A 16,933-nucleotide genomic window follows, 5' to 3' on the forward strand; every position below is an offset into this window, starting at 1 on the left:
CTTCAGCTGGCAGACTGTCTGGGAAACGACCACTCGACCACTCAAATTAAGGGCTGACTTCGACGATGGACCTTCTGCTGCCGCTGCTGCTGGTTGCCTTGCTCATCCCGATGTTCCTGGGCGTCCGCCGCCAGAAGCGGGAACAGGCCAAGGTGATCGAGATGCAGGACACCCTGAAGGTCGGCGACCGCGTCGTCACTACGTCGGGCCTGTTCGGCACCGTGGTCGAGGCCGATGACACCTCCGTTGATCTCGAGATCGCCGAGGACGTCGTCACCACCTGGCTGCGTGCCAGCATTCGCGAGATCCGCAATGAGGATGCCGACGCCACGACCGAAGCCTCGGCCGACGCCGCTTCGGAAGCCGAGTCCGATCACGCTCCGGAGGCCGGGTCCGACAACGCCGACGAAGCCCCCCGGCTGTCCAAGGACTGAGATTCCCGCGCGCCGTCGGCCTCCGCGATCCGGTGGCCCGACGGCGCTGCGGTGTGCCCGCTCGTTCCACCTCGAATCCGCCTAGGAGATAAGTACAGTGCCACCTTCCCAGGGAACGGCGCATCCATTGCGTCTGCTCGGCGTCTACGCCGCACTGGTGGCCGTGATGTTCGGCCTGGTGTTCTTCACCGGTGACAAATCCGCCAGCCCCAAACTCGGCATCGATCTACAGGGCGGCACCCGTGTCACCCTGACGCCGCGTACCCCGGACGGCGGGAAACCGAGCCAGGACAGTCTGCGTCAAGCGCAGAGCATCATCGAGCAGCGTGTCAACGGCCTGGGTGTCTCCGGTTCCGAGGTCCTGATCGATGGCGACAACCTGGTGATCACGGTCCCGGGTGAGAACGGCGCGCAGGCCAAGGCCCTCGCCACCACCGCCAAGATGTACATCCGCCCCGTGATCCAGTCCATCGCCCCGCAGGTGAAGGACGGCAAGCCGGTAGGCCAGCAGCCCGGCGCCGCACAGCAGCCCGGTGCGCCGCAGTCGCCTGCCGCAGGGCAGCAGCAGCCCGCCGCGCCGCCGGCGGAAACCGTGGCGCCGAGCGATTCGCAGACGCCGCCGACCACCTCCGAGGCCCCGGCCGCGCAGAACCGGGTATTCCCGGCGCAGGCGCCGACCACGCCCTCGGCTCCCGTGCCGGCGCCGACGCCCGCGTCACCGCAGCAGACCCAGCAGGAGATCGCCGCCGCAAAAGCCCTGCGGCAGAGCACCGATCAGACGGTTCAGCAGGAAGCCATGCTGACCATGGACTGCACCAAGCCGGATCCGTTGCAGGGCAACGACGATCCGAACCTGCCGCTGGTCGCCTGTGGCACCGACGGCAGCCAGGTCTATCTGCTGGACAAGAGCCGCCTCGACGGCCAGGAGATCAAGGACGCCTCCGGAGTCTTCGAGCAGAAGGAATCCAAGTGGGTCGTCAATGTGGACTTCAAGTCCGGCGGCGCCGACACCTGGGGCAAGCTGACCACCGAGTTCTACAACAAGCAGCTGGCCTTCGTGCTCGATACGAAGGTCGTCAGCGCACCGGTCGTACAGCAGGGTGGCCAGTACGGCGGTAGCACCTCCATCTCCGGTACGGGCATCAACAAGTCCACCGCGCAGGAGCTCGGCAATACCCTCAAGTACGGATCGCTGCCGCTGTCCTTCGCGACCTCCGAGGCCGAAACCGTCTCGGCCACACTGGGTTTGTCCTCCCTGCACGCCGGTCTGATCGCCGGCGCCGTCGGCCTGATCGCGGTGCTGCTGTACTGCCTGCTCTACTACCGAATGCTCGGCTTCCTGGCCGGTTTCTCGCTGGTCGCGGCCGGTGTGGCGGTGTATCTGCTGATCGTGCTGCTGGGCAGGGGGATCGGATTCACCCTGGATCTGGCGGGTATCGCCGGTTTGATCATCGGTATCGGTTTGACGGCGGACTCGTTCGTCGTGTTCTTCGAACGCATCAAGGACCAGATGCGCGGTGGCCGGAGCTTCCGATCCGCGGTACCGCGCGGCTGGAAGCGCGCGCAGCGCACCAACCTGTCGGGTAAGACGGTCAGCCTCATCGCATCCGCGGTGCTGTACCTGCTGGCCGCGGGCCAGGTGAAGGGCTTCGCCTTCACCCTGGGTCTGACCACGGTGCTCGACATCATCGTGCTGTACCTGGTCACCTCGCCGCTGTTGATGCTGGCGTCGCGCTCGGCCTTCTGGGCGAAGCCGTCGGTCAACGGTCTCGGTGCGGTGACCGAACTCGCCCGTGAACGCAAGGTGGCGTCCGGCGTTCTGGTGAAGGAGGCGTGATCATGCGCGATACCAGCTCCGTAATCGATACCGATTCCGAACTCGACTACGAGTCGGACAAGAGCACCAAGAAACACAGTCTGTTCGAGCGGCTCTACACCGGCACCGGCGGATTCGAGATCGTCGGCCGGCGCAAGCTGTTCTACGGTGTGGCGGCGGTACTGCTGCTGATCGCCATCCTGAGCATCTCGATTCGCGGTTTCACCCTCGGCATCGACTTCGCCGGTGGTTCCCGGATCCAGTTGCCCGCGGACGGTGTCACCACCTCGCAGGTGGAGAAGGTCTACAACCAGGCCCTCGGCCATGACGCCGTGACGGTGCAGAAGGTCGGTTCGGGTTCGGCCGCGACCATTCAGATCCGCTCCGACACGCTGTCCCGGGAGCAGACCGACACGCTGCAGAACGCGCTGTTCACCGCGTTCAAGCCGAAGGACTCCAACGGGCAGCCGAATATGAACGCCATCAGTACCGCCGAGATCAGTGAGACCTGGGGTGGCCAGGTCACCCACAAGGCGCTGCTGGCGCTGGGCGTCTTCGTTTTGCTGACGATGATCTACATCGCGATTCGCTTCGAACGCGATATGTCGATCGCGGCGATCGGCTCGCTGTTCTTCAATCTCGTTGTGACAGCGGGCATCTACTCGCTCGTCGGTTTCGAGGTGACGCCCGCGGCGGTCATCGGCCTGCTCACGATTCTCGGCTATGTGCTCTACGACAATGTCGTCGTCTTCGACAAGGTCGAGGAGAACACCGACGGCGTGCTGAACCTGACCAAGCACACCTACGCGGAGAAGGCGAACCTCGCCGCCAACCAGACCCTGATGCGCTCGATCAACACCACCGTCATCGGCATTCTGCCGATCATCGGCATGCTGGTCATCGCGGTCTGGCTGCTCGGTGTGGGCACGCTCAAGGATCTGGCGCTGGTGCAGCTGGTCGGTATGATCGTCGGCGCGTACTCGTCGATCTTCTTCGCGGTGCCGCTGCTGGTGACAATCAAGGAGCGCTTCGGCCCGGTGGCCGCACACACCAAGAAGGTGCTCGCCCGCCGCAGCGGTGCGCTGACCGGACGGGCGACCGATGCGGCCGCGCAGCGTGCGGATGCGGCCAGCCGTCCCGTCACCGTCGGTGCCGGGCGGGAAGCCTCCGCCTCGCGTCCGCGCGGTGGTGAGGGACCGCGACCTGGAACTCGGCCGAGCGGGAAACGAACCAAGAAGAGGCACTGAGCATGCGCAGGGGGTCGCCGTCGGTGGTCAACAAGAAGGACCGCCACCGTAGTTATTTCGCGGCTCGCCGCAGTGCCGTCGTCGTGCTCGCCGGTGCAGTCGCCGCGGGCATGGTGACGGGCTGCGCCGGGAAGAATCAGGTCCCGTCCATCGGGTACGGCGTGGACACGGTTGTCGCCAGTTACAACGGCGGCAGCACGCTGGGCGCCGAAAGTGGTGCGGCGGCGGTGTTCTCGCGCGTCCTGACCGGGTTCTTCTACACCGGTCCGGACGGGCAGCCGGTGGCGGACACCGATACCGGTACCGCCAAGGAGGTCCCGGGCGATGCCCAGACCATCCAGTACCGGTTGAATCCGGACGGTAAGTACTCCGACGGCACACCCACGTCCTGTGACGATCTGGTGATGGCGTGGGCCGCGCGCAGCGGCCGGTTCACCAAAGCCGGTCCGGGCGGCCCGATTCCGATGTTCGATGCCGCGAGCACCGCCGGGTACGCCGATATCGAGCGGGTGGATTGCACACCCGGATCCAAGGACGCCACCGTGGTGTTCCGGCCGGGCCGGCACTATTCGGCCTGGAAGACGCTGTTCAATGCCTCCGAGCTGATGCCCGCGCATGTTGTGGCCACGGCGGTGCAGGCGCCGAATGTGGTGGCGCCCCTGCAATCGGGTGATCAGGCGACCGCCGAGCGCATCGCCGATTTCTGGAACAACGGCTGGAAGCTCACCCCCGGCAAGCTGAACGTCACGGTGCTGCCGTCCTCCGGCCCGTACCGGATCGAATCCTTCGATGACAAGGACGGTCTGGTACTGGTGAAGAACGAGCACTGGTGGGGTAATCCGGCCAAGACGCCGCGCATTGTGGTGTGGGACAAGAACACCGATCTCAAGGCCAAGGTCTCGGCCAAGGCCGTCGGGGTGCTCGATGTGGGCACGGGCGCGCTCGGCGACGGCACTCCGGGCGGGTTCTCGGCCGAGAACTACCCCGGTCGCGGTGTGGAGCAGCTGGTGCTGAGCACCGGCGGCGTCTTCGGCAATGCCGCCGCGCGGCGCGCGTTCGCCCTGTGCGTACCGCGGCAGGCGCTGTTCGACAAGCTCGGCCACCCCGGTTACAAGGTGGATGCCGGCCTCGGCTCGGGTCCGCTGAATTCCCGTACCGTGCCGCAGGATTCGCTGTACTACGGGGCGATCGCCGGTGCGGCCGACAAGTACAAGAACGCCGATGTCGCCGCGGCCACCCAGGCCGCGAGCGGGGCCGGACTGCAGAATCAGACGGTGCGCATCGGCTATCTGCGCCCGGATGATCGGCGCGCGCAGACCGTCGCCATGATCGCCGACTCCTGCAAGGGCGCCGGTATCACCGTGGTCGACGCGGGGACGCCGGACTTCTCGGCGCAGCAGCTCACCGACGGCAAGGTGGACGCGATTCTGGGTGGTACGGCCGCCATGCCGGGGCCCTCCGGATCGCTGTCGGCCACCGACGCGATTGCGGCGTTGCACACAGGTCAGGGCTTGAATTTCAATAGGTACGGCAACGGTCGCTACGATGCCATCGCGGATCAGCTTGCGGCGGAGGACAACTCGACCACCGTGCTGAATCTGCTGAACGAGCAGGAAAACCTGCTGTGGAACGAGATGCCGTCGATTCCCCTGTTCGCCACCCCGCGCACCATCGCGTTCGGTGACGGCATGCGGAACGGCGTCGCCAGCCCCACCAAGGCAGGTGCGGGCTGGAATATGGATCGCTGGGTGCTGGAGCGGTAAAGACCGCGGTGGCGTGGTGAAGAGGAGCGGGTGTAGATGAGCAAGCATGGAATGGTGGATACCGATGAGACCGTCGGTCAGCGCACCGCCCGAGCGGCCGAAGCCGTACAGCGGCTGACCCGCTGGCATGACGACTTCCCGACTCCGGGAGTGCGTTTCGCCGACCTGACGCCGGTATTCGCCGATGCCGAGGGCTTCCGCACGGTGCTCGACTGCTGTGCCGCCTGCGCACCGGACGCGGATCTGGTGGCGGGCATCGACGCGCGCGGCTTCCTGCTGGGCGCGGGCGTGGCCGCGGTGCTCGGCACCGGTGTGGTGGCGGTGCGCAAGGCGGGCAAGCTGCCGCCGCCGGTGATCAGCCGCGAGTACACCCTCGAATACGGTTCGGCCGCACTGGAAATCCCGGCCGACGGCATCGAGCTGAAGGGCCGCCGAGTGCTGCTCCTCGACGACGTCCTCGCTACCGGTGGTACGCTCGCCGCCGCCGCGGCGCTGTTCCAGGCGGCCGGCGCCGAGGTCATGGCCGCGGCCGTGGTGCTGGAACTGGGCTTCCTCGACGGCCGATCGAAGCAGGGCGACTACCCGCTGACCTCGATCGTCACGCTCTGATCCGAACCCGCGCGGTCGCCGCTCAGGCGACGATGCGGGCGATGATCCCGGTGACGACCAGCCAGAAGAGTGCGGCGAGACCGTAATTCACGGCAATGTCCAGATGGGGTGTTCCGGTGTGGAACAGGCCGGGGAAGAACAGGGCAAGTGGTTCGGCCACCGACTTGATGAAGGTGAAGAACCGGTTCGTCTGATCCGCGCCGAAGTCCAGCAGCAGAATATAGACGACGAGGATGATGGCGAAGAGAGCGCCGAGGCCGCCGATCAGTCGGGCGGCGGCGCTCTCGCGGTAGGTGTCGTACATATAAGGCATAGGGCGGTAATGCCCTGTCCGCGCTTCTCGAAACGGTACGAGCGAACCGGTCGGTCGCGGGAAACTATGCGGGCGTGCAGTTTGTTCGGATGACAGGATGTGAGCAGCCTGCTATCCGGATTGCCCTGCTGTGTCCGTTTGCCGTGCAGGCGGATTCGTTCGCGCTCACAATATCGAGATGAGTACTGCACCGGGGGAGTCGGCAGCACCGTTCACAGAATTCCTGACCGCCCATCTGCCCGAGGTGGCGCGGGAGATGATGACCGCCGTGGTGCGGGCGGTTCCCGACTATGAGCAGCTGCCCACCGAGCGGGTCGAACAGGACCTGATCCGGCGCTCCGAGGACAATCTGCGCCTGTTCGTGCGCCTGTTGAGTGAGGAGCGGGAGCCGGGCGCGGCCGACCTCGACGAGATGATCGAGGCGGCGGTACGCCGTGCGCGCGAGGGCATTCCGCTCGATGCGGTGCTGGCGGTGTACCACCGGGGCGCGGTGGCGGCCTGGAATTTCATGGCGGCCGGGGCGCGCACACCGGAGCAGCGGGATGCGCTGATCGCTGCTGTGCCGCAGCTGCTCGGCTATCTGGGCGCGGTGGTGCCCGGCGTCGCCGCGTCCTATCTGCGCGAGCGCCAGGATCTGCACTGGGAGCAGCGGGAGGTGAAACGCGCTCTGGCGCAGGCGCTCCTGCAGGGTAAGCCCGCCGAACTGCTGGCCGAGCGCTTCGGTATCACGCTCGGCCGCTATCACGTGCTGGCATTGCGCACCGCCGAGGTTCCCGGCGTCACCGACGGAATCCGGCCCGCCATGCGGGTCATTCACGGCGAGATCGACGAGCTGTCGCCGCAGGCCCTGACGGTGCTGGATCGGTCCGGCGGCTGGGCGCTGGTGCCCGCGACCGAACCGGATGCGCGCCTGGATGCCGCGATCGCGGGTATCGCGGCCGCGGCGGGTGTGCGGGTGATCGCCGGAACGGCCACCGCCGCACTGGTTTCCGATATTCCGGCCCGGGCCGAGGAGGCCGGTGAGATCGCGCGCCTGGCCATTGGACTGGGCCGGCCGACCGGTGTGTATCGCATGGCGGATCTGGCGCTGCAGTATCAGTTCGCGCGGCCGGGTCCGGCCCGCGCCTGGCTGCTCGGCCTGCTCGATCCCTTGACCGCGCACCCGCATCTCATGCAGGCCCTGCGCGCCTATCTCACGCACGACCACAATCGGGTCGCGGCCGCGGAGTCCCTGGTGGTGCACCGTAATACGCTGAACTACCGATTGAACCGCATTGCGACCCTGACCGGCTACGATCCGGGCCGGTCCGAGCACGCGCCGCTGTTCGCCGCGGCCCTGACCGCCTTCGACCTCGCCGCCGCCGACCTCTAGCGGGCCACCATCCGGGCGATGAAACCGGTGACAACAAGCCAGAAGATAGCCGCCAGACCATAATTCAGGATGATGTCGATGGTGCCGTTGCCGGTGTGGAACAGTCCCGGGAAGAACAGCGCCAGGGGCTCGGCCCAGGATTTGATGAAGACGAAGAACCGATTGGCCTGATCGGCCCCCAGTACCAGCAGCAAGATATACACGCCCTCGATGAGGGCGAACAGTGCTCCGACCCCGCCGATGATTCGGGCGGCGGTGGCCTCATTGCGCGTGACGTACGGCATCAGCCTGGAATGCCCGATGTGTGCCGCTCGAAACGGCGTCAGCGCGTGTCGAAACAGTGTCGTGCTCCTGCTGTGTTTGCTCCACGAAAGCATGTGTACGCCATGGCATGATGTTTCCGTGACCTCTGCGGCGGCCGTGAGTATTCCAGCGTGAAGGCCAAGGCCCTCATCGTCGGCGCCGTCGGCCTCGCCGGGATGGTTCTGCTGCTGCTCCTGGTCATTATTCTGCCCTCGAGCGAAGAGACCTGCGGCGCGGGCACACCGGTGGTGCCCTCGACCACCCAGGCGCTCACCGAACCCAATTGCCCGGCCACCGGAGCGGCCGCCGAGGCCGGTTTACAGGACGGCGCGCTGCGCGCACTGCGCTGTGTGGTCGCACGTTTCGGCATGATGGATATGCGCGGCGTGGTCGCCGACGACGCCTATCCGGACCACCGGGAAGGCCGGGCCGTCGAATTCATCGTCGGCAGCGATCAGGCCAAGGGTGATGCCATCGTCGCCTTCCTGCAGCAGAGCGCGGCCAACTTCCACATCGACTACGTCCTGTGGAAGCAGCGCAGCTGGACTCCCGACGCGGCCAACGGCACCCAGTGGACGCCCATGGAGGATCGCGGCGATCCGGTGCGCAATCACATGGATCGGGTCCAGGTGACCATCAAATCCGTCGTCGCCACCTCGACGGTCAGTGCGCCGCCGGAGGTTTCGCTGGCCTCGATGCCGGGACCGGTCAATGAGGCGGGCAAGCTGACCGGTGCGGGACGGCGTCAATACCCCATGGCGGCAGGCACTTTCACCATCTCCGATGTCTTCGGCGCGCGCGGCGGCACCCATATGGGCGTCGACTTCGCCGGCGCCGCGGGCACCCCGATCTACGCCGCCTCCGATGGTCTGGTCGTCGCGTCCGGTCCGGCTTCGGGTTTCGGTGACTGGGTGGTCATCGACTCGATCGACGAGAGCGGTAAGCGCTACTCCACGGTGTACGGGCATATGTACGAGTCCGGTATCCACGTGCACACCGGCGATATCGTGACCATGGGCCAGCACATCGCCGATGTCGGCTCCAATGGTGAATCCACCGGTCCCCACCTGCATTTCGAGGTGGTGCCCGGTGGCCGGCTGACCGGTGGAAAACAGGTCGACCCGATGCCGTGGCTGGCCGGTTCGGCACTGCCCACCGCCGGTACCACACCCACCTGTGAGAACGGATTCGGTTCCGCCGGAGGCAATCTCGCGCCCGGTAAGGTGCCGCCCGAGCTCGAGATCTGGTACCGGCGCGCCGGATCGCTGTGCCCGCAGATCAGCGCTTCGCTGCTGGCCGCACAGGGTCAGCAGGAATCGGGTTTCCACCGCGGGCTCACCTCACCCGCCGGTGCGCAAGGCTTGGCGCAGTTCCTGCCGGGTACCGCGGCCTCACTGGCCCCCGACGGACAGCCGTATGTGATCGACGCGGACGGCAATGGCACCGCCAGCGTCTGGGACGACGGCGACGCCATCATCGGCCAGGGCCGGTATATGTGCGCCCTCGCGCAGAAGATTCAGGGCTGGGAGAACGAGGGCAAGGTGACCGGCGACGTGGCGGCCCTGTCCCTCGCCGCCTACAACGCGGGCGAGGGCGCGGTGCTGGCCTCGGGCGGCATGCCCAACCAGGTGGCCGCGCACTTCACCGAAACCCGCCCCTACGTCACGAATATTCTTGCGGCCGAAGCGAATTTCCGCAGCATGGGCAGCGAAGGCCGATTCCAGCCGAATACCTCCGCATCCCTCGGCCCGCAGGTCGTCTCCGCCGGTGAGCAATGGCTCGGCACCCGTTACGTTTTCGGCGGCGGCGGCGCCCAGGGCCCGTCCAACGGCGGTTTCGACGAACCCGGTTTCACCGCGGCCTCGGTCTTCGCCGCGAGCGGTGGCGCCATCACCCTCCCCGGCACTGCCGAACAGCAGTGGGAACAGGGCGTAGAGATCCCGCTGATCAAGGCACAAGCCGGTGACCTGGTCTTCGGCAATTTCGGAGTCCGCGGCCCCGCTACCGTCGGCGTCTACACCGGCGACGGCCGCATGCTGCACGCCGAACCCGGCGGCGTGGTCGCCGAGGTGCCGTTGCAGAACGGTATGAAGGCCCGCCGCGTCGGGCAGTGAGGCGCGTAGGACGTGAATGTCCTACGCGCACAGAAGATGGGGGATCTGATGATTTGCAATGTCCACCTGCGCACCCTGCCGGTGCCCGCCGAGGTCGCGGGCGCACTGCTCGACCGTGTGGCCGAACCCGGCAATCCCGTCTGGCCGGCCCCGGACTGGCCTGCACTGGTTCTGGATCGTCCGCTGGAGGAGGGTGCGGACGGCGGCCACGGCCGTAATCGATACACCTGCACCAACTACCAACCCGGTCGGCGGGTGGAATTCACCTTCGGTCCCGAATCGCCGTTCGTGGGCACGCACGCTTTCGACGTGCTGAAGAGCGGTTCGAATGCCTGTGTACTCCGGCATGCCGTCCTCGCGACCCCGCGTGACCTGCGCGGCCGGCTGCAGTGGAGCCTGATCATCCGCTGGTCGCACGACGCGATGATAGAGGACCTGCTGGACCGCATGGCCGTTGCGGTCGGTCACCCGCCGGTGCGGCCCGCGCGCTGGTCCCCGTATGTCCGGCTGCTCCGCAAGGCGCTCGGCAGGTGGAAGCAGAAGCAGGTCGAGGTTGTGGAAGTTCGGTGATCACGGGCGGTGAGAGTCGGGTCACGAAATATGTACTTGCACGGCCTCGTTGACCTTGGATACCGTGGGAGCCGTTCCCAGCCCCGTCCGATCGGAGACATTGCGTTGATTTCCTGAGGTAACCGCCGCGTGGTCCGCAGTTGTTGCGCACCGCATTTTCGCGATTGCCGCTGGGAGTCCGTATGTCATATCCCGTTATTTCGCTGTCCGATCTGACCTTTGTGTGGCCGGACGGCACCCCTGTCTTCGAGGGGCTCGATGCTCTGCTCGGGCCCGGTCATATCGGCCTGGTCGGTAGCAATGGTGCTGGTAAATCCACTCTTTTCCGCCTGATCACCGGCGAACTGCGCCCCCAGCGGGGTTCGGTCACGGTGCCCGGACTGCTCGGCTATCTGCGGCAGGACCTCGGGCTGGCCACCGGTCAGCGGGTGGATGAGGTGCTCGGCATCGCCGATATTCGGAAAGCGTTGCACCGCATCGAAACCGGGGCTGGTCTCGAGACCGACTTCGACACCGTGGGTGCGGGGTGGGATATCGAGGAGCGTGCGGTGGCACTGCTCGGCCGGCTCGGATTGCACTATGTCGCAGGCGATATCGCGCATCTGGATCGTCGTTTGGACACGCTGTCCGGCGGTGAGACGGTGCTGCTCGGCCTGGTGGTCGAGCTGCTGCGCGAACCCGAGGTGCTGCTGCTGGACGAACCGACCAACAATCTCGATCAGGTGGCGCGCGAGCGCCTCTACGAGGTTGTCGGGCAGTTCTCCGGGACCGTGCTCACCGTCAGCCACGATCGCGAACTGCTCGAGCGCGTCGACGCCGTCGCCGAGCTCCGGCAGGGTGAAATCCGTTTGTTCGGCGGCAATTTCAGCGAGTACGAGCGCATTGTCGCGGCCGAGCAGGAGACCGCTCGCGCGAGCATCCGGGATGCTCGCGGTGATGTGCGCAAGCAGGCGCGCGAGCTGATCGAGACCCGCATCAAACTCGACCGCAGGCTGCGCTTCGGCAACAAGGCGGAGGAGCAGAAACGGGTTCCGAAGATCATCGCGCACGAACGTAAACGCCAGGCGCAGGTCTCGGCCGGAAAGCTGCGCAACGGCCAGATAGGCAAACTGGAGGAGGCGAAGGATCAGCTCACCGAAGCGCAGGAGAAACTGCGCGACGACCGGGAGATCCGCATCGAATTGCCCGATACCAGGCTCTATCCGGGGCAGGACGTGATCGAGCTCGACGAGGTGGTGCTGGCCTGCGGTCCGGCCGTGACGCTGAAGGTCACGGGCCCGGAGCGCATTGCCTTGACCGGCCGCAATGGCGTCGGCAAAACGACTCTGCTGCAACGTATCTGCGCGGAACCACCGAGGGTGCCGTGGCGGTTGCTGCCACAGCGACTCGATGTCTTCGACGAGGAACTGTCGGTATTCGAGAATGTCGCCGTCACCGCACCGCATGCCTCGGCGGAGCGGATTCGCGCCCAGCTGGCCCGCTTCCTGTTCCGCGGGTCCGATGCCGATATCCCCGCCGGCGCGCTGTCGGGCGGTGAGCGGCTGCGGGCGGCCCTGGCCATGATCCTGCTGGCCGAGCCCGCGCCGCGGCTGCTGCTGCTCGATGAGCCGACCAATAATCTGGACCTGCCGAGCCTGCGCCATCTCACCGAGGCGTTGGCGGCGTTCCAGGGCGCGCTCATCGTGGTCAGTCACGATCCGCGCTTCCTCGCGGAGATCGGCGTGACGCGCCGCGTGGAGCTCACCGCGGAGGGTCTGACGGATGTCCAGGTCAGCTGAGGGATGCCGTTTCGAGATCGGAGCAATCCGGACGCAATGCCGCGTCGAAGACGGTGCGGGAGAGAGTAGGGTTCATCTCTCCGGCCAGGTCCGGGTGGGCGGCGTTCGGCGTTCCGGTCTCGAAACGTTTCCAGGACTAAAGTAGGTGGTCTACGTGGTTGGACGGTCCGGTACGGTGTTCCGATCGAGGCCGGGAGAGGTGGTGGCATGACACAGAATCTGGAGCAGGCGAACGCCGGGCAATCGGAGGAGAACGGCGCAGCCGCTGCTCCACAGCCCGGCGCTCCTGTGCGTCCCGCCTCGGCCGCTGTCCCCACCTCCGCATCCCGCCGGGTGCGCGCCCGCCTCGCCCGCCGCATGACCGGGCAGCGTGGCATCGCTGCCGTCAAACCGGTGCTCGAGCCGCTGGCCACCGTGCACCGTGAGCTGTACCCGAAGGCGAATCTCGCTCTGCTGCAACGGGCTTTCGACGTCGCCGACGAGAAGCACCAGCACCAGTTCCGTAAGTCCGGCGATCCGTACATCACGCATCCGCTGGCCGTCGCGAATATTCTGGCCGAGCTCGGCATGGACACCACCACGCTGGTGGCGGCCCTGCTGCACGACACGGTCGAGGACACCGGCTACGCGCTGGAGGATCTGACCGAGGAGTTCGGCACCGAGGTCGCGCACCTGGTCGACGGCGTCACCAAGCTGGACAAGGTCAATCTGGGCGCTGCCGCCGAGGCCGAGACCATCCGCAAGATGATCATCGCCATGGCGCGGGACCCGCGCGTGCTGGTGATCAAGGTCGCCGACCGGCTGCACAATATGCGCACCATGCGCTTCCTGCCGCCGGAGAAGCAGGCCAAGAAGGCGCGCGAAACCCTCGAGGTGATCGCCCCGCTGGCGCACCGGCTCGGTATGGCCACGGTCAAATGGGAGCTGGAGGACCTCGCCTTCGCGATTCTGCACCCCAAGAAGTACGACGAGATCGTGCGCCTGGTCGCCGACCGCGCGCCCTCACGTGACACGTACCTGGCCAAGGTGCGGTCCGAGATCGTCAGCAGCCTGACCGGGAACGGCATCAATGCGATCGTCGAGGGTCGCCCCAAGCACTACTGGTCCATCTATCAGAAGATGATCGTCAAGGGTAAGGACTTCGACGACATCCATGACCTGGTGGGTATTCGCATCCTCTGCGATGAGGTGCGGGACTGCTATGCCGCTGTGGGCGTGGTGCATTCGCTGTGGCAGCCCATGGCCGGGCGCTTCAAGGATTACATCGCGCAGCCGCGCTACGGCGTCTACCAGTCGTTGCACACGACCGTGGTCGGTCCGGACGGCAAGCCGCTGGAGGTGCAGATCCGCACCCAGGACATGCACCGCACGGCCGAGTTCGGCATTGCCGCGCACTGGCGCTACAAGGAGACCAAAGGCAAGCACTCCAGTGACTCGACCGAGGTCGACGATATGGCGTGGATGCGGCAGCTGCTGGACTGGCAGCGGGAGGCGGCGGACCCGGCCGAATTCCTGGAGTCGCTGCGCTTCGATCTGAAGTCGCCGGAGATATTCGTCTTCACCCCCAAGGGTGAGGTCATCACGCTTCCGCAGAAGTCCACCCCGGTGGACTTCGCCTATGCCGTGCACACCGAGGTCGGCCACCGCTGCATCGGTGCGCGTGTCAACGGGCGGCTGGTCGCGCTGGAACGGCAGCTGGAGAACGGTGAGGTCATCGAGATCTTCACCTCGAAGGCGCAGAATGCCGGGCCCTCCCGGGACTGGGCGAACTTCGTCGTCTCGCCGCGCGCCAAGGCCAAGATCCGGCAGTGGTTCGCCAAGGAGCGCCGCGAGGAGGCTCTCGAAGCGGGTAAGGACCAGATCTCCAAGGAGGTCCGCAGGTCCGGACTGCCGCTGCAGCGGCTCATGAGCGCCAATGCCATGACCTCGCTCGCGGCCGAGCTGCACTACACCGATATCTCCGCCCTCTACACCGCGGTCGGTGAGAACCAGGTGTCGGCGCACCACGTCGTGCAGCGGCTCATGGCGCAGCTCGGCGGGGTCAGCGATGTCGAGAACGAGCTCGCCGAACGCTCCACCCCGTCCACGGTGCCGTCGCGGCAGCGGCTCACCGGTGATGCGGGCGTGGAGATTCCGGGCGCACCCGGCACCGTGTCCAAGCTCGCCAAGTGCTGCACCCCGGTGCCCGGCGACGAGATCATGGGCTTCGTGACCCGCGGCGGCGCGGTCAGCGTGCACCGCACCGATTGCACCAACGCCGATTCCCTTCGCGCGCAACCGGAACGGATCATCGACGTCAAATGGGCGCCGTCCCCGTCCTCGGTCTTCCTGGTCGCCATCCAGATCGAGGCCCTGGACCGCACCCGCCTGCTCTCGGACGTCACCAAGGTCCTGGCCGACGAAAAGGTCAATATCCTCTCCGCCGCAGTCACCACTTCCGGTGACCGCGTAGCCATTTCGAAGTTCACCTTCGAGATGGGTGACCCGAAACACCTCGGCCACCTCCTCAACGTGGTCCGAAACGTGGAAGGCGTCTACGACGTCTACCGGGTGACCTCGGCCGCCTGACCCGCTCTCGCCGCGCGGCGTTCTCCCTGACCGGAGGACGCCGCGCAGTCGTCTGCGCGGTCGAAAATCAGCTGCGTTCGCGGTGGGTGCGCACTAGCGTGGCCCGGTGGCCGACATCGCATCGCTTCTTGCTGCCTACGACGACCAGCTGCGAGCAGCGGAGATCAGGAATCTGCCACCCGGCGCCCGGGTGGAGCGGGACGGGCCCATCTATCGGGTGGCCGGACTCGCGCAGCGCGGTTTCATCAGCGGCCCACGGGATCTCGGACTCTGCGGCCGGGCGCTGGACGCAATGATCGCCCGGCAGCGGAGTTTCTTCGCAGCCAGGGGCGAGGCCGTGGAGTGGAAGACCCGCGCCCACGACCTGCCGGGTGACATCCCACAGCGACTCCTGTCCGCGGGTTTCGTAGCGGAGGAGCGCGAGACCGTCCTGATCGGCGTCGCCTCCGAACTGCCCGTCCTGGACGCCCCGGCCCCCGACGGCATCACCCTCCGCGAGGTCCACACCGACGCCGATCTGCACCGCCTCGCCGAATTGTCCTCGGAGATATGGCAGGAGGACCGCAGCTGGCTGGCCCCCGCCCTGATCGACCAGCTCCACAGTGATCCGGCCCGGACCGTCGTAGTGGTCGCGGAAGCCGCCGGCCGAATGGTCTCCGCAGCCCGCCTGGAGATCGAACCCGAAACCGAATTCGCAGGCCTCTGGGGCGGTTCCACCCTCCCCGCCTGGCGCCGCCGAGGCATCTACCGAGCCCTGGTAGCCCACCGCGCCCGCATCGCCACCACCCGCGGCATCCGCTACCTCCACGTCGACGCCACCGAAGACAGCCGCCCCATCCTCCAGCGCTGGGGCTTCACCGCCATCACCACCACAACTCCGTACGTCTGGATCCCCAAGGCGCCACGTACTGCCGGGTGAGTCGTCTCGATTCGGCGTTACGCCGCCGGGCCCGGGTGCTGGAACTCCACGGCACTCTGGCTGGTCGTGATGTCCGGCCTTTTCGTCGGAGTGCTTGCGGCGCTGTAGAAGTCGGCCGCAAGGGTGCTAGTGCGGGGGATCGGCCAGTAGGCCGCCGATCAATGCGGTGCCCGGGGCGTTCCGGCCGCCAGGGCCGGGGCGGTATTCCACGGAATCAGCGGTCAGGTCCTGTCCGCATCGGCGGCAGGTCACCGTGGCGTCCGTGGTGTGGTGACATTCGTTGTGGTGCAGGACCAGGGGTGGTCCGTGCTGACCTGATTCCCAGCGGTCGCCCCATGCCATCAGGGCGAGCAGGGCGGGGACGAGGTCTCGGCCCTTGTCGGTGAGCAGGTATTCGTGGCGGTCCGGATGTTGTTCGTAGCGGCGCTTTTCCAGGACCCCGAACTCGGTCAGTCGCTGCAATCTGTCGCTCAGCACATTGGTGGCCACGCCGAGGTCGCGCTGGATCTCGTCGAAGCGGTGCAGCCCCAGGGTGATGTCCCGTACTACGAGCAGTGCCCAGCCGTCACCGACGATCGCGGCCGATCGGGCGATCGAGCATGCGATGCGGCTGAAGTCCGTTCTTGCCATATCAGTCCCTTGCTAGAAGCAAGTCAGCAGGTTAACGTCATTATATGTATCACGCAATTGTGCGGGCCCTGGTTCGGAGAACGTGGCGGCGCGTGGGCGCGGGTGATTTCGATGCGGCGGTGGCGATGACTGCGCCGGATGTCCGGTTCCGCTTCCTCGGCGATACGCCGCTGGGTGCGGATGTGCGTGGGCGGCAGGCGTTTCGGGATTGGTTCGACCGGTTCGAGCGGGAACTGCCCGGTGTTCGGCTCGATCTCGTGGACGTCGTCGCGAACGGCTGGCCCTGGCGTACCACTGTCGCGGCGCAACTGCGGGCCAGCGCCACGCTCGCCGACGGGACGCCCTACCGCAATACTGCGATTCAGTGGCTCACCCTGCGCTGGGGTCGCCTGACCGACGATCTCGTGCTGGAAGACACCCTCGCCCTCGACGCGGCACTGCGCAGGCAGAAGTCGGCGCTGAGCACGCCCTGAGCCTTCTAGTAGGCTGACCTCTTC

General features: G+C 66.6%; 15 protein-coding genes. 12 read left to right on the forward strand and 3 right to left on the reverse strand.

From position 1 onward, the window contains the following. Window positions 1-65: 65 nt before the first annotated feature. The 5 genes from yajC (at window position 66) to OG326_RS16885 (ending at window position 5,869) form a co-directional block, all read left to right on the forward strand. The gene (yajC, locus tag OG326_RS16865; RefSeq protein WP_327145589.1) at window positions 66-434 is read left to right on the forward strand and encodes a preprotein translocase subunit YajC; all 369 of its coding nucleotides are present in this window, start codon (window positions 66-68) and stop codon (window positions 432-434) included. 97 nt (window positions 435-531) lie between these two features. Beyond that, the gene (gene secD, locus OG326_RS16870) at window positions 532-2,271 is read left to right on the forward strand and encodes a protein translocase subunit SecD (RefSeq protein WP_327145590.1); all 1,740 of its coding nucleotides are present in this window, start codon (window positions 532-534) and stop codon (window positions 2,269-2,271) included. Window positions 2,272-2,273: 2 nt separating this feature from the next. Then, entirely contained in the window at window positions 2,274-3,497 is a 1,224-nt protein-coding gene (gene secF / locus OG326_RS16875) for a protein translocase subunit SecF (protein ID WP_327145591.1), read from the forward strand. A gap of 2 nt (window positions 3,498-3,499) precedes the next feature. After that, a complete protein-coding gene (locus tag OG326_RS16880) occupies window positions 3,500-5,260 on the forward strand; it encodes an ABC transporter substrate-binding protein (RefSeq protein WP_442790967.1) in 1,761 nt (586 codons plus the stop codon). A gap of 36 nt (window positions 5,261-5,296) precedes the next feature. Beyond that, a complete protein-coding gene (locus OG326_RS16885) occupies window positions 5,297-5,869 on the forward strand; it encodes an adenine phosphoribosyltransferase (protein WP_327145592.1) in 573 nt (190 codons plus the stop codon). A gap of 22 nt (window positions 5,870-5,891) precedes the next feature. Here the strand turns inward: OG326_RS16885 and OG326_RS16890 are convergent, their stop codons facing one another. Then, window positions 5,892-6,182 (reverse strand): hypothetical protein, encoded by a 291-nt coding sequence (locus tag OG326_RS16890; RefSeq protein ID WP_327145593.1) that lies wholly within the window; start codon window positions 6,180-6,182, stop codon window positions 5,892-5,894. A gap of 178 nt (window positions 6,183-6,360) precedes the next feature. On the opposite strand from OG326_RS16890, the gene OG326_RS16895 reads away from it, so the two are divergent. Beyond that, window positions 6,361-7,554 (forward strand): PucR family transcriptional regulator, encoded by a 1,194-nt coding sequence (locus OG326_RS16895; RefSeq protein ID WP_327145594.1) that lies wholly within the window; start codon window positions 6,361-6,363, stop codon window positions 7,552-7,554. Here the strand turns inward: OG326_RS16895 and OG326_RS16900 are convergent. Continuing rightward, the gene (locus OG326_RS16900; RefSeq protein WP_327145595.1) at window positions 7,551-7,838 is read right to left on the reverse strand and encodes a hypothetical protein; all 288 of its coding nucleotides are present in this window, start codon (window positions 7,836-7,838) and stop codon (window positions 7,551-7,553) included. The genes OG326_RS16895 and OG326_RS16900 overlap by 4 nt on opposite strands. 150 nt (window positions 7,839-7,988) lie before the next feature. Here OG326_RS16900 and OG326_RS16905 point away from each other — a divergent pair, with 150 nt between their 5' ends. The 5 genes from OG326_RS16905 to OG326_RS16925 all read left to right on the forward strand — a co-directional run bounded on the left by OG326_RS16905 (window position 7,989) and on the right by OG326_RS16925 (window position 15,806). Continuing rightward, on the forward strand, window positions 7,989-9,971 hold the full coding sequence (locus tag OG326_RS16905) for a peptidoglycan DD-metalloendopeptidase family protein (RefSeq protein ID WP_327145596.1): 1,983 nt from the start codon (window positions 7,989-7,991) through the stop codon (window positions 9,969-9,971). 48 nt (window positions 9,972-10,019) lie between these two features. Next, on the forward strand, window positions 10,020-10,541 hold the full coding sequence (locus OG326_RS16910) for an SRPBCC family protein (RefSeq protein WP_327145597.1): 522 nt from the start codon (window positions 10,020-10,022) through the stop codon (window positions 10,539-10,541). A gap of 182 nt (window positions 10,542-10,723) precedes the next feature. Beyond that, window positions 10,724-12,319: an ABC-F family ATP-binding cassette domain-containing protein gene (locus OG326_RS16915; protein ID WP_327145598.1), complete on the forward strand. Its 1,596-nt coding sequence runs from the start codon at window positions 10,724-10,726 to the stop codon at window positions 12,317-12,319. A 207-nt stretch (window positions 12,320-12,526) separates the two neighbouring features. Beyond that, a complete protein-coding gene (locus OG326_RS16920) occupies window positions 12,527-14,887 on the forward strand; it encodes a RelA/SpoT family protein (RefSeq protein WP_327145599.1) in 2,361 nt (786 codons plus the stop codon). 106 nt (window positions 14,888-14,993) lie between these two features. Beyond that, window positions 14,994-15,806 carry a GNAT family N-acetyltransferase gene (locus tag OG326_RS16925; protein ID WP_327145600.1) on the forward strand — a complete coding sequence of 271 codons (813 nt, stop codon included), beginning with the start codon at window positions 14,994-14,996 and terminating at the stop codon, window positions 15,804-15,806. Window positions 15,807-15,932: 126 nt separating this feature from the next. Here OG326_RS16925 and OG326_RS16930 read toward each other — a convergent pair whose 3' ends face one another. After that, window positions 15,933-16,436, reverse strand: coding sequence for a winged helix-turn-helix transcriptional regulator (locus OG326_RS16930; protein ID WP_327145601.1), 504 nt, complete (start codon window positions 16,434-16,436; stop codon window positions 15,933-15,935). 44 nt (window positions 16,437-16,480) lie between these two features. Between OG326_RS16930 and OG326_RS16935 the strand changes: the two genes are divergently transcribed. Further along, on the forward strand, window positions 16,481-16,909 hold the full coding sequence (locus OG326_RS16935) for a nuclear transport factor 2 family protein (RefSeq protein WP_327145602.1): 429 nt from the start codon (window positions 16,481-16,483) through the stop codon (window positions 16,907-16,909). Window positions 16,910-16,933: the final 24 nt, after the last annotated feature.

It is taken from the genome of Nocardia sp. NBC_01327, assembly GCF_035958815.1.
In the GTDB taxonomy this organism is placed as follows: domain Bacteria; phylum Actinomycetota; class Actinomycetes; order Mycobacteriales; family Mycobacteriaceae; genus Nocardia.

Bases quoted from the DNA above. Each gene is read 5' to 3' on its own strand.
- OG326_RS16880 (WP_442790967.1), top strand. From the start codon at position 3,500: ATGCGCAGGGGGTCGCCGTCGGTGGTCAACAAGAAGGACCGCCACCGT.
- OG326_RS16890 (WP_327145593.1), bottom strand. From the start codon at position 6,182: ATGCCTTATATGTACGACACCTACCGCGAGAGCGCCGCCGCCCGACTG.
- OG326_RS16915 (WP_327145598.1), top strand. From the start codon at position 10,724: ATGTCATATCCCGTTATTTCGCTGTCCGATCTGACCTTTGTGTGGCCG.
- OG326_RS16920 (WP_327145599.1), top strand. From the start codon at position 12,527: ATGACACAGAATCTGGAGCAGGCGAACGCCGGGCAATCGGAGGAGAAC.
- OG326_RS16935 (WP_327145602.1), top strand. From the start codon at position 16,481: ATGTATCACGCAATTGTGCGGGCCCTGGTTCGGAGAACGTGGCGGCGC.
- yajC (WP_327145589.1), top strand. From the start codon at position 66: ATGGACCTTCTGCTGCCGCTGCTGCTGGTTGCCTTGCTCATCCCGATG.
- OG326_RS16930 (WP_327145601.1), bottom strand. From the start codon at position 16,436: ATGGCAAGAACGGACTTCAGCCGCATCGCATGCTCGATCGCCCGATCG.
- OG326_RS16900 (WP_327145595.1), bottom strand. From the start codon at position 7,838: ATGCCGTACGTCACGCGCAATGAGGCCACCGCCGCCCGAATCATCGGC.
- OG326_RS16895 (WP_327145594.1), top strand. From the start codon at position 6,361: ATGAGTACTGCACCGGGGGAGTCGGCAGCACCGTTCACAGAATTCCTG.
- secF (WP_327145591.1), top strand. From the start codon at position 2,274: ATGCGCGATACCAGCTCCGTAATCGATACCGATTCCGAACTCGACTAC.
- OG326_RS16910 (WP_327145597.1), top strand. From the start codon at position 10,020: ATGATTTGCAATGTCCACCTGCGCACCCTGCCGGTGCCCGCCGAGGTC.
- OG326_RS16885 (WP_327145592.1), top strand. From the start codon at position 5,297: ATGAGCAAGCATGGAATGGTGGATACCGATGAGACCGTCGGTCAGCGC.